General features: G+C 61.8%; 12 protein-coding genes. All 12 read right to left on the reverse strand.

Annotated features, from left to right (window positions below; all coding sequences use genetic code 11):
- On the reverse strand, positions 1-800 hold an 800-nt coding region (locus VGL70_10945; protein HEY3304038.1), incomplete at its 3' end, for a hypothetical protein.
- A gap of 395 nt (positions 801-1195) precedes the next feature.
- The gene (pseI, locus tag VGL70_10950; protein ID HEY3304039.1) at positions 1196-2251 is read right to left on the reverse strand and encodes a pseudaminic acid synthase; all 1056 of its coding nucleotides are present in this window, start codon (positions 2249-2251) and stop codon (positions 1196-1198) included.
- A complete protein-coding gene (locus VGL70_10955; protein HEY3304040.1) occupies positions 2235-3002 on the reverse strand; it encodes a WbqC family protein in 768 nt (255 codons plus the stop codon). Before VGL70_10955 ends, pseI begins: the two co-directional genes overlap by 17 nt.
- Positions 2999-3457, reverse strand: a complete 459-nt coding sequence (locus tag VGL70_10960; GenBank protein ID HEY3304041.1) for a GNAT family N-acetyltransferase — start codon at positions 3455-3457, stop codon at positions 2999-3001. Before VGL70_10960 ends, VGL70_10955 begins: the two co-directional genes overlap by 4 nt.
- Positions 3436-4512, reverse strand: coding sequence for a UDP-2,4-diacetamido-2,4,6-trideoxy-beta-L-altropyranose hydrolase (gene pseG / locus VGL70_10965; protein HEY3304042.1), 1077 nt, complete (start codon positions 4510-4512; stop codon positions 3436-3438). The genes VGL70_10960 and pseG overlap by 22 nt, the downstream gene beginning before the upstream one ends.
- Before the next feature lie 3 nt (positions 4513-4515).
- The gene (locus VGL70_10970; protein HEY3304043.1) at positions 4516-6582 is read right to left on the reverse strand and encodes an aminotransferase class III-fold pyridoxal phosphate-dependent enzyme; all 2067 of its coding nucleotides are present in this window, start codon (positions 6580-6582) and stop codon (positions 4516-4518) included.
- 4 nt (positions 6583-6586) lie between these two features.
- Positions 6587-7615, reverse strand: a complete 1029-nt coding sequence (locus VGL70_10975) for a Gfo/Idh/MocA family oxidoreductase (GenBank protein HEY3304044.1) — start codon at positions 7613-7615, stop codon at positions 6587-6589.
- 14 nt (positions 7616-7629) lie between these two features.
- Positions 7630-8922 carry an MBL fold metallo-hydrolase gene (locus VGL70_10980; GenBank protein ID HEY3304045.1) on the reverse strand — a complete coding sequence of 431 codons (1293 nt, stop codon included), beginning with the start codon at positions 8920-8922 and terminating at the stop codon, positions 7630-7632.
- Between the two features lie 4 nt (positions 8923-8926).
- Complete coding sequence (locus tag VGL70_10985; GenBank protein ID HEY3304046.1) at positions 8927-9835, reverse strand: class I SAM-dependent methyltransferase; 909 nt, start codon at positions 9833-9835, stop codon at positions 8927-8929.
- A gap of 16 nt (positions 9836-9851) precedes the next feature.
- Complete coding sequence (locus tag VGL70_10990; GenBank protein ID HEY3304047.1) at positions 9852-10532, reverse strand: class I SAM-dependent methyltransferase; 681 nt, start codon at positions 10530-10532, stop codon at positions 9852-9854.
- Positions 10522-11679, reverse strand: coding sequence for a UDP-4-amino-4,6-dideoxy-N-acetyl-beta-L-altrosamine transaminase (gene pseC, locus VGL70_10995; protein HEY3304048.1), 1158 nt, complete (start codon positions 11677-11679; stop codon positions 10522-10524). Before pseC ends, VGL70_10990 begins: the two co-directional genes overlap by 11 nt.
- The coding region (locus VGL70_11000; protein ID HEY3304049.1) for a hypothetical protein at positions 11639-11851 on the reverse strand (213 nt) is incomplete at its 5' end. The genes VGL70_11000 and pseC, both read right to left, overlap by 41 nt.

An 11851-nucleotide genomic window follows, 5' to 3' on the forward strand; every position in this document is an offset into this window, starting at 1 on the left:
GCGACCGGAAAGCGCACCGCGCTCAGGCTCGCGAGAATCCGGCGTGTTTCAAAAACAAAGGCGACGTTGTGCGGAATAAAGATCGTGATGTGGCCGGAAGGCAGATTGAGGCTCGCCCGCGCGCCGTTCTCGACCGGGAAAAAGTCGTCGAGCAGAGAGTCGTTCCGGCATGTAAGCAAATACGTTTCCAGCGGCGGCAAGACGAACGCGCGCTCCGGCGGCGCCAGCTCCTGGCGCGCGACAAAAGAGCGGGAGAATTCGTTCTTCAGGCCGTAATAATCGGCCAGGCAGGCGCCGAGGCTCTGTCGGTTCCCGAGCGGCGTGACTTCAAGGCCGAGCATGGGGACGTTCATGGTGTGAGCTTCTCTGGCGATCGCGGTGTAAAAATGGCATGCGGGGGCCGTGTTGTTGTCGATGCCCATGAGCGGAAAGACGATCGCGTCGGGACGAAACGGCAGCGGCGCATGGGTCGAGGGAGTGAAGCAGCCGACGAAATCGTCCGTGGCCATCGTCTTCCAAACCGCGAAGCGGCTGTTGGGGAACATGACGTCCGATGTGTAGCGGATCATCAGCTCGCCCATGGCCGCGGCGTGCTTCGGCAGCGGAGTGGGAAAATTCACCGGCAGATGAAACGTCTCGGCCTGGCCGTCGAACGCGTCGCAGATTTCTTTATCGTGACTGGCGACACCCACCTCCCACGGTCCTTGAGCGGCGACTCGGTTAACGAGATGGCGAAATTTGCCACGGCTGTATTTCCAGTCGATGTCGCCGATAGCGAATAAAATACGCGGTTTTTTCATGAGTCTCCCAAGATTACAAATTCAAAGTCATTGTTGTGCAAAGCCGGTGCCATGAAAATGCGGCAATTTTTGCCTCTCCTTCGTGTGCTTCGTGTCCTTCGTGGTAAAACATTTATCACCACGAAGAGCCTAGCGCGGCGGAGCCGCAACCAAAAGTCGAAATGTCTCGCGCAAAGACGCAAAGGGCGCCAAGGTTCCTCAAATCCCCCTCTTTCCTCCTTTGTCAAAGGGGGATGAAAGGGGATTCCTCTATTCTTTTATTCTTTGCGTTCTTGGCGTCTTGGCGCGAGCAAATCCCCGCCCTTTAACAGCTACGGGCGACCGGTAAATTTGCGCAGACTGCGAAAACTTTCAGGCATAGTATTACGAAGGTCACGAAGTTTTAAATCCTCACACTAATCCCCTATCATCTCCCACGACAGCGGCGTTCCCGCTTCAATATTTCGCTTCGCGCTCTGCCCGACGACGTCAGTCAAGTAACGCGGATGGAGCCCGCCGCCCGGCCGAATCGAGCGCACGTTTTGCTCCGTCAATCGCTCGCCGGCCTTCACGTCGCGCACCACGAACAGCGAGCGCCGATAGGCCAGGCTCTTCGCTTCCTCTTTCCCGGCGCCGTAGCAGGCCTCGCCCAGAGATTTCTCCGCCGTGCGAATCGCCGCGACCATCGCTTTGAATTCGTCAGGTTCAAGCGAAAAGGCACTGTCAGGGCCCGGTGTCGAGCGCGACAACGTAAAATGTTTTTCCACGATCGACGCTCCCAGCGCCACCGCGGCGACGGGAACGGCGATGCCCAGCGTGTGATCCGAAAGCCCAACGGAAACCTCAAAAGCTTGCGCGAGGTGTGGAATCGTCCTGAGATTCATCTCTTCCGGCGGCGCCGGATAGGCGCTGGTGCATTTTAGGAGCGCAACGTCCACCGCGCCGGCGGCACGGGCAGTCTCGACGGCTTCGCGGATCTCCTCCAGCGTCGCCGTGCCGGTGGAAATGATCAGCGGCTTTCCGGTCGCGGCCATTTTTTTTACGAGCGGCAGATCGACGATTTCCAAAGAGGCCACTTTGTGGACCGGCACGCCCAGCGTTTCGAGAAAATCGACCGCGGTGGCATCGAAGGCGGAAGAAAAAAAGTCCAGGCCGAGATCGCCGGCGAGATCTTTTAATTTCGGCTGCCACTCCCACGGCATCGACGCCTCGCGATAAAGATCGTAAAGCGTCCGGCCGTCCCACAGTGTGCCGCCGCGAATGCGGAAAGGCTCTTTGTCGGAGCGGAGCGTCAGAGTATCCGGAGTATACGTTTGCAGCTTGACCGCGTCGGCGCCGGCCGCTTTGGCGGCTTCGACCAGCCGCGCGGCCTCCTCGAATCGGTTTCGATGATTGGCAGAAAGCTCGGCGATGACGTAGGCCGGCTCGCCCGCGCCGACCGGACGCTCGCCTATTTTAAACTTGCGCGTCATTTTCGACCTGGTTTTCCGCCACCCGAACCGGAACCTCGTCGGGCGGATACGGATTTCCCCTGCCGCTGCGCATGATCTCGCCGCTTCGCGCTCCCTCGTTGAAGATGCAATCGATGACGGAAGCGTAAGGCAAAAAAGGCGGAAAGAGCTGCCGGTACGCCGGATGCGTATAATTTTGGAAGAGGACTTGAATGCCGCGCTCGGAGAATTCCTCCATTTCGGCGAGGACGTAGCCCGCCGCGCCGATCGGAGAAAGATATTCCGTCGCGCCGACGCTCCGGCAAATCGACGCGACGCGGCCTGCGCGCTTGCCTTCGGCGTCGAGCTCGGACGCGCGCACCATCGGCGTCTTGACGTCGAGCAGGCTTTTGAGCCATTCCATCAGCGCGACGTTGAGATCGGCGAGCCGGCTCCACGGGCCGTTTTCCTTGAAGATCCACAAAAGCTCGGGAAAAAATCGGCGGAAGTGCTCGGCCCGGCCGTAATTCACCTCCAGGCTCCTCGCGTGCTTCTTCCAGAACTCGGCTTCGCGGATCTCGACCTCGCCGATCGTCTGGCCGAAGCGGCCGCGAAACTCGACCGGCACGGAGAGCCATTCGAGCCCCTGGGAATTTTTGATCCGGTTCCTCTGCTGCCAGGTCTGCTTGGCGAACTGGACGTTGTCCAGAAGCACGAACAGGTCCGCCTGGTCCATCAAATCGAAATAGCCGAGCCACGGCAGGTACGTCGGCTGCATGATCGCGATTCTCATGCCGCGCCTCCCAAAACGAATCGCTCAGAGACTTTGGCGAAGCCGAGCTTCTTCCACAGCGCGGCGGCCTTTTCGTTGCCCTCCATCACTTCCAACTGAATTTTGCTCACGCGACGCTCGTGCAAAAATTCCACGGCGCGTCGCGCGCTCGCCTCGCCGACGCCGCGGCGGCGATATTCCGGCGCGACGTACAGCTCGTAGATCATGCCGGTCTGGCGCGGCAGAAAACGGTGGCTTTCGAAGCCGAAGAGAACGAATCCGGCGCGCCGGTGCTCGACCAGGATCCACTGGAGCGACATCGCCTCGTTGGCTTGAATCGATTCAAAGTAGTGCCGCCGCCAATCCTCCATCGGAACGAACGCGGGATTGAGTTCTTTGAAGTGGCGCTCGGCCATCTTGAGAAAAGCGGCCTTCTCTTCGGGCGCTACCGGCTTCAGGAGCAAGCGCTCTTCCATCCGACCGATTCTCCCTTCTCGGCGAGCGCCGCGACGACCCGCGCGGCGCCTTTGCCGTCGACGAGCGTTCTTCCCGACGCGGCCATGGACTTGCGCTCCGCCTCGGATCTGCAAGTCGCTTCGACTTCGGCCGCCAACTGTTCCGGTGCGACCCGGCCCAAATCGCCGAGCCCGACGACCGTTCTTTGCCGGTCGAGCTCGCCGACGATCATTTCCTGAAACGGATTCCTCGCGTAACTCAGCACCGCGCTCTGCATGTAAAGCAGCTCCCACAGCGTTCCGCCCGCGGCGATGATCGCCACATCGGCCCAGGCCATCAGCGGCGAGGTATCCACGACGTTCTTCGTGAGGCTGATCGAGAAGCGCGCGCCGTCGACGATCGCTTTCAATTCGTCGGCATGAGCGTTCTCCGCTCCAGTGACCAGGACGGCTTCGAGATCATCTATCGATAACTGTCGCAGGCCTTCGGCCACCTGGACGATCGCGCGGCCCGAATCGGAGCCGCCGAGCGTCACGAGCAGCCGGCGCGCCTCTTTCGCCACGCGGCGCTCCCAACTCTGCCAGGACAGAAATTCCCGCCGGAGCAGCACGTAGCTCGTCCCGAGCAAGAGCCGGGTGTAAGGTTCCCGGTCGGGGTACCAGCCCTCCTCGGCGCGGAGATTCTGGTTCAATACGACGTCGGCCGAGCAGCGCTCTGCGCTGCCGTAATCGTCGATCGCAAGGAGCCGGATGCCGGCCGCTTTGAGCGCCCGATGATAGCTCGAATGAAAATGGTAGCCGTCGACGACCGTCCAGGAGGCGCCGATTTGCGCCGCCAGCGTGGCGGTCTGCTCGGCGTCGCCGACGCTGCCCGGCTCGGCGCCAAGACGGATGATGCCCATTTTTTCGGACTCCAGCCGAGCCGCCAGCGCGTCGCCGGCGGCGGTGAGCGCGAAAACCGCGCGGCCGCCGCGGTCGCGCCACGCCTGCGCCAGCGCGAGGCAGCGCATCACGTGGCCCGCGCCCATTTGCGGCGTCGCGTCCGCGCGGAGAATCAACGGTCCCAACGATCTCATAGGTTACATCGCTCTAAACACCGGCTTCACCGGCTCGCCTTGGAGAAAGCGCGCCGCGTCCCCGGATTCCACGGCTTGCTTTAAAATTTCCATCGCCGTGCGATAGACCCTGAGCGTGTGATCGACGTCGCCGAGGCTGTGGCTGAAGCAGAGATTGTGGCCGCCGGAGAAAAGAACTCCCCGCTTCAGGCATTCCTGCTGGAAAATACTTTTCAGCAGGAGCGATTCCGCGCCGGACTTGTCCCGAAACACGGCCGCGCTTCGCGGCGGCAGGCCGACGCATTCGGTGAAGTCCGCGACGGCGAATTTTTTGGCGAGCGTGTTATAGCCGTCCTTGAGACGCCTTCCCTGCTCCCAGAGATGGGCGATCACGTTTTTATCGCGCATCTCGACGATCGTCGCCTTGGCCGCGGCCAGAGAAAGAGCTTCGCCGCCGAAGGTAAAGGAAAAAAAGACCTCGTCGAAGAGGTCCATGATGTCGCGCCGCCCGACGATCGCGGACAGCGGATAGCCGTTGGCCAGCGCCTTGCCGAAGCACGCGAGGTCCGGCGTCACCTTGAGAAAGTCCTGAGCGCCGCCGAGGGCGAGACGAAAGCCGGTGACGACTTCGTCGAAGATCAACAAGGCGCCTTCGCGGCGCGCGAGCTGCTGAACCTTTTTCAAGAAATCGTCGCGCGGCAGGGCCACCCCGATCGGCTCCATGATGACCGCGGCGACTTGGCCGGGATGTTCGGCGAAAATGCGTTCGAGCGTTTCGATCTTGTTGTACTCAAAAGCCAGCGTGAGCTCCTGCACCGCTCTGGGCACGCCGCGATTTCGCGTCGTCGTGCCGATGAACCAGTCCTGCCAGCCATGGTAGCCCGAGCAGGCGATCAAGTCCCGCCCGGTGTAGGCGCGCGCCGCGCGCACCGCCCCCGTGGTCGCGTCCGAGCCGTTCTTTCCGAAGCGGACTTTCTCCGCGCACGGAATCGTTTCGACGAGCAGCTCGGCGACTTCGAGCTCCAGCGGATGGGGCAGTGAAAAGGTCGTCCCGTCCTTGATCTGGCGCATCACGGCTTCGCTTACGGCCGGATAATCGTGTCCAAGGATGATCGGCCCCAGCGCCATCGGGTAGTCGATGTACTCGTTCCCGTCCACGTCCCAGACGTGGCTGCCCTTGCCGCGCGCGAGAAACACCGGCGCCGTCCCTTGCGTGAACTGTGTCGGCCCCTTGCTGAAGGTCTGCGTGCACGACGGGATCAGCCGATCGGCTTTTTCTTTCAACTGATAAGAAATCTTGACGCTCCGCTCGTGCGGGGCGCTCGGCGGCTCTTGGGCCAGCGTTTTGTAGTATCCCTCGTTGCGGATGAATCCGCCGTTGATGGCCTCAAGCTCCGGTTCCGCGTCGAGGAGCTTGAGGATTTCAGCGAGGCCGAAGAACGGCCGCCGCTCGGACCACAGGCGCTCGTAGACGGCGCGGATGAATGCAAGATCTTCGGGCTCGTCTACCGTCCAGCGGAGGTTGCGCGGCGAGAGATCGACGCCGTTCTCGACGTTCTTCACGCGAAACAAGCCCGAGGTCTGCATGTACATCGAAACGTGCTCGCGGTCGGCCGCGCGCCGCGCCTCGCGCCAGGTCTTCTCCAAAGCGGCGAAGCTGAAGACTTCGACCTCCAGGCCGTCGGGATAGGTGAACACCAGGCCGTTGGTCACGTAGTCGTAGCCGCCCGCCAGATAAACATCCATGACGCGATCGACGACCTCGGGATCGAGCACCGGACAATCGGCGGTGATCCTCACGACCGTTTCGGCGGAAAAATTTTTCGCCGCCTGATAATAGCGGTCGAGCACGTCGCTCTCGTTGCCGCGAAAGCTCGTGATTTCATATTCGGCGCAGAACTCCGCGATCGCGTCGTCGGCCGGCTGTGTCGTGGTCGCGACGACCACTTGATCGACGGCGCGAATCCGGCGCGCTCTTTGAACCAAGTGCCACAGCATCGGGCGGCCGACGATATCGGCCAGCACCTTGCCCGGACAACGGCTCGATCCCATGCGCGCCTGGACGATGGCAACGGTTTTCGGTTTTTCCACGTCGTCAATCTCCCAACTGAATCATCTCGCCGCAGGCGGAAGAGGCTTTCGCCGCCACGGCCACCTGGAGCGTGCGCTTGCCTTCGCGCACGTCGGCCAGCGGCTTTTCTTCCCGCGCCAGACATTTGAGAAAGTGGCGCATCTCGTCGAGGTACATTTGATTCGCCTCCCACTCGGGCGGGTTGGGGAAGATTTCCCAATCGCGCGCGGCGGCGGAATACCAGCACACGTCGCCGCTCGTGTAGGCCCAGCGGATCGTGCCCTCGTCGCCGATGATCTGGCAGTTGCGGCTGTACACCCGCTGGACGTAATCCATGTGCACCTCGCCGATCGCGCCGCTCAGAAAGCGGAGCAGGACGGCGGCCGTGTCCTCCGTGTCGATCTCCAGGCGGGCGAGCCGTCCGGCAAAACAGGCGACCGCGCCGACCTCGCCCAAAATCCAGCGGAGATAATCGATCTCGTGCACGCCGTCTAATATAATGCCGCCGCCCAGATCGCTCCGCGCGCTGTAGCCGTCGCGATAATCCTCCCAGGGATGCCAGTCGGGAAGGTATTGGCCGCCTTCGACGCGCGCGGCAACGATGCGGCCGACCGCGCCCTCGTCGATGAGCGCTTTTATTTTTTTGATTCCCGGGTGAAAGCGCATGTTGCATCCTACCAAGGTCACGAGCCGGCGCTCGCTCACGGCTTTCAATAGATCGTCCACGCCCTCGAGCCGGTGCGACAAAGGTTTCTCGATGAACAGATGGCAGTCGTGACGCGCGGCCTCGAGCGCGAGCGGCAGGTGCAGGCTGTTGGGCACGGTGACGAGAGCGACGTCCGGTTTCCACGCCCACGCCTCCGCCAGATCGCCGATCGCGCGCGTGCCGAGAGAGCCGGCTTCGCTCAGCCGCTCGGGCTTCAAATCGAAAGCCGCGATCTCGCCCGCGCCAAGCGTTTTCAAATTGCGGATGTGGCGCTTGCCGATCGAGCCGCAGCCGATCACAAGAAAGCGAAGACCAAGCGGATCGGTATTGGTTGTGAGTTCACGCATTAGTTTCGCAGCCTTCAGATCATCAAATAATTGAGCGAAGCGTGGAGCTTGGGATCATAATGGTTCGGCACGCGCTCGTAATCTAAAAACAGCGCGGCATCCGCGATGTTCCACGAAACGTGGCCGAGCGCGAGCAGCGCCAGCAGCGTGCTCGGGGCGGACACACGCAGATACGGCGGCTCGCAACGGCCGGTCAACGATTCTTCGGCGAGCTTTTCCTGATCCAGACGGATCGAAAAACGCTGGTTCCGGTCCGCAACGTCGATGTAGTACGTGAACGAGGGAAAATAATCTTCGCGCTTCTGCGCTCTCCAGAGCCGCGCACGCGCGCCCTGCATCAAGCGGCCGAGCGACACGCGATGATCGAGAGCGAACGCCTCATGATCGTAGCGCTTGTCAGCCAGACGGCTTTTAATATACTGCTCCCGGTCCTCCTCGCTGTGGCGCCGGTAAGGCTCGTCGGGGGTTTTTCTTCTCGTCGAAAAATCGAAGCTTTGGCCGGAATTCAAAAGCAGCGCCCTGCCATCCAACTCGACCTTCTCCAAGGCTTCGACGACGACGACGCCGTCCGGCGGATGCGGCAAGTAGCGGTTGAGATGAGACCGCGAGCCGCCGACGACGTACTGGTCGGCGAACGGCATCGCGTAGTCCGGCTGCAGCGCCTGGACCGCGTCGACGAAGCGCCTGAGTCCCTCCTTATATATACGCTGCTTCTCGGCGAGCTTTTTGTCGTGCGACAGGTTCGTGAAGCAGGCCGGATAACCGGAGCCGCCCGCGTAAGGCAGCAGAGCGACGTTGACCTTGGGATAATGCCGCTGAAGATAGGCCAGCGCGCCCTCACACGGCGGGCAGTCGTTCGCGTTGTACAAGACAAAGCCGTCCCAATCGAGCGCCAGCGCGGAGTCGATCAGATAATTGGCTTCGTGCGCCGGATCGGCCTCCAGCATGGCGACGGTCAAAGCCGGCGCGATGGCTGTTCGGTGATAAGGTTTGACGAAGTGAATTTTTTTGAACGCCAGGCCGTGGTTATCGAGAAACTTCTTGACGAAGTTCGGCTCGCGGTCGATGAGGATGATCTCGGCGTCGCGATTCAAACGTTCGATGGTCCCGATCGCGCAGTGGTCTTCGTGGACGTGCGAGATGTAGACGTAATCGAAGCGCCCGAGGTCTTCGATGGACACTTCGAGCGGCGGATAGTGATACCACGCGCCGTGGAAGATGCCGTCGTCGAGCCACGGATCGAACAGCATGCGCTTGCCGTCGTGCTCGAGGATGGCCGTGGCGCCGCCGATGTTCGTGAGTCTCATGACCTCATCCGGGATTTTTAGCGTAAGCGACGATCTGACGACCGAGATTCAGCTCGGCCAGAGCCCGGTAGAATTCCCGCAAGACTTTCTCCGCGCCATGGCGCCTGAGATTCAGTTCGAAGGCCATCCGCTGCTCGTGGCATTTTCTCCCCAGGGCGCTGTCGCCGACGTAGTTGTGGCCGAAAAGCAAAAACATCTCGATCGGAAACGAAGATTCCATCCGCTCGACGCGGTAGCCGACGCCGGCCAGCAGCGACTTGAGCGTCGGGCCGCTGAAGTAATTGAGATGCGCCGGCGGCGCGATCCACCAGGGATCGAGCCCGTGGACCTTCTGCGCGCACAACTGGAAGGCGTTGAACTCGTTCGGCACGTCGATCGCGAGAATGCCGCCGGGGGCCAAAATTTTTTCGCGGATCTCGCCTAGAACCGAGACCGGGTCGGCGAGGTGCTCGAGCACGTTCATGAGCGTGACGACGTCGAAGCGCCGCCCGTCGAAGACGTCCATCGTTTCCATGCCCGCCCGGACCACGCGCAAGCCGAGCTTTTGCGCGTACGCCGCCGCCTCGGGCACGGGATCGAAGCCGTAGCCGAGCATGCCCTGCGATTGAAAGAAGAGCAGCGCCTGCCCCCAACCGCAGCCGACGTCGAGAACCGTCATGCCGCCGAGAGAGCGTCCGGCGATCTCGGCGATGTTGGCGCAGAGGTCGCTCCGCTGCCCGTCATAGAATTCCTTGTCGCGAAGCTGGACGTCTATTCCGGAGTCGTTCAACTTGGGATAGCCGCTGGAATAAAACTCGTCGGCGTAATAGCGCAGGATCTCGTCGAGGCTCGGCGTCGGCTTGATCTGAAAAAATCCGAATTCAGGATGCGGCTCCAACCGATAGCCGCCGTTCGTAGCAGTCGCCGGATTCATAAGCGAAGTTCCTTCATCAGCGGCCGAGCGAAGACTCCGCGTAGTGGTCGTGGAGCATCTTGCGCAACAGCCAGACGCAAAACCGGTCGTTCTCCCGCGCCTCCGGATTCAAGTCCCGCGAATGAGAATCCCCCGTGAGCAGAGAAACCGGGTGGTACAACCCCGACGCCACGAACGCCGCCGAGTAGTCTTGCTTGTAGCTGTAAACCTCTCCCTCGGGAACGTGGTGGTAGCGGATTTTCAGCAAATTGGCCGGCAGGAAATCGCCGAGAATCAAAAAGCCGCCGTCGGCCACGAGGCGGTCGATTTCGGCGATGGAACGGAGAAGCTGGGTCCGATCGACGATGTAAAAGAGGCCGTTGACGATGACGAGATCGAACGGCTCGTCCAGAGGAATGGCGTGGGCGGCGGCGTGCACGAACTCGACTTCGGGAAATTTGGCTTTGCCGTCGGAAACCGCCTCGGCGGAAAGCTCCACGGCCACGGCCTCGGCGCCGGTACGCCGGGCGATGGCCGCCAGCCGGTAGCCGTTCGCGGCGGCGATCTCCAGCACGCGTCGCGGCCGCAAGCGATAAAGTTCCATCACCTTGAGCGGAAAGTCGTTGCCGAGGTCGATCTGCTCCAAGGCCGATTTATTCCGCGCGAACCACCGGTCGCATTCCGAGCTGGCGAACACTTCGCTTTGGCTAAGCTGCATGACGCTGAACCTCCTCGTAAACGGCTTCGATCACCTGCTCCACTTCAGCGCCCGTCATCGCGGGATATATCGGCAGGCTTAAAATCTCCTCGTAGGCTTTTTCCGCCACCGGGCATTGTCCCTTGCCGTAGCCGAAGCGGCGCCGGTAGTAAGGGTGCAGATAAACCGGCAGGTAGTGCACGTTGACGCCGATGCCGCGTTTTCTGAGATGAACGAACAACCGGTCGCGGCTCCCGTCCCAGCGGCCGGATTGCAGCGCAACCACGTAGAGATGGTACGCGTGGGCGGCGTTCTCGGAGACGGCGAGCGGCCGGACGGCCGGCAAGGCCGCGAACGCCTCGTCGTAACGTTTTGCGATGGATCGCCGCGCCGCGATTTGAGCGGGGAGCCGGGCGAGCTGGCTCAAGCCCAGCGCGCACTGGAAGTCGGTGATGCGATAGTTGTAGCCGATGTCTTCCATCTCGTAGTACCAGGTGTCCTTGCGGTTTCTCTCGTGATGATTCGTCGTGACGCCGTGATTTCTAAACCGGCGCATCAGCGCCGCCATGCCGCGGTCCGCGGTCGTCACCATGCCGCCTTCGCCGGTGGTGATATGCTTCACCGGATGGAAGCTGAAGACGGTCAGATCGGCGAGGCCGCCGACCTTCTTTCCACCGTATTCGGCGCCGAGCGCATGGCAGGCGTCGGCGATCAGCGTCAGCCGGTTGCGGCGCGCGATCCGGCCGAGCGCGTCGTAGTCGCACGGCTGGCCGGCGTAATCGACGCCGACGATCGCCTTGGTCCGGGAGGTGATTTTCTTTTCGACCGAAGCGGGATCGACGAGCAAGGTGTCGGGTCGGAGGTCGGCGAACACCGGCGTGGCGCCTTGATAGACCGCCGCGTTGGCCGTGGCGACGAAGGTTATCGCCGGAACGATCACCTCGTCTCCCGGGCCGACGCCGGCCGCGTACATCGCGGTGTGGAGCGCCGCGGTCCCGCTCGACACCGCGACCGCATGGCGCGCGCCCACGGAATCGGCGAAAGCGGTTTCGAAGGCTTCGGTCTTGGGTCCGGTGGTGAGCCAATCGGAGCGCAGGACTTCGATCACTGCTTCGACGTCGTCGTCGCTAACCGATTGCCGCGCGTACGGTATCATCGGTCGATTCATCCGTTGACTCATGGAGATTCACGATCGCACGGAGGTCGCTCACGGTGAGCCACCGGTCGTTGGTCTCGGAGCTGTAGCGAAAATCCTCGGCAACGGGCCGGCCGACGTGGGCGTTGCCGTTCGTCCAGCCGCCCGAAAGCCAGCCGGGGTTGACGATGAAAAGGTCGTCGAA

Source organism: Candidatus Binatia bacterium, from assembly GCA_036504975.1.
Classification (GTDB): Bacteria; Desulfobacterota; Binatia; order UBA9968; family UBA9968; genus JAJPJQ01.